The organism is Haloferax sp. Atlit-10N, assembly GCF_003586325.1.
GTDB lineage: Archaea > Halobacteriota > Halobacteria > Halobacteriales > Haloferacaceae > Haloferax > Haloferax prahovense.
The window spans coordinates 1-431 of sequence record NZ_PSYX01000199.1 but is presented as its reverse complement, the minus strand read 5'-3'; the positions used below and the strand labels follow the sequence as shown (position 1 = coordinate 431).

Annotated in this window: 1 protein-coding gene; it reads right to left on the bottom strand. The window is 65.0% G+C overall.

Annotated elements, in window-relative coordinates:
- On the bottom strand, positions 1-431 hold a 431-nt coding region (locus tag C5B91_RS21870), incomplete at both ends, for an SPASM domain-containing protein (RefSeq protein ID WP_199708916.1).

Below are 431 nucleotides of genomic sequence, written 5' to 3'. Positions count from 1 at the left end.
CCGCTGAGGTGGTCCTCGCGGTTCCGGAGCGCCCGAAGCAGCGGATTCGACTCGTCCTCCCAGATGTCGCCGAACGAGCGGTCGCGGACGTTCCCCAGCGAGTACCCCTGCCAGCACTGTGTGAGGTGGACGTTGCCCTGATAGTCCACGTCGGCAACGCGTTCGCCGGTCGGGTCTCCGCCGTTGACCCGCAGGTACTCGTACACTCGCTTGGCCTGCGCGTCGCTCATGTGCTCGCGGGCGTACTCGACGAGGTAGGCCGCGTCGGCGTAGTTCCCGACCAGTAGTGTCTCGATTTCCTCGCCGCGGTCGTGGTACTTCCGAGTCATGTCACAGACCCGCTTGACCGCCTGCCGGCGGTCCTCAGGTGTGAGGTCAGCGTCAACGATTTCAGTCCCGCGCCCGCCGTAGTCCAGATGGTAGAAACAGAA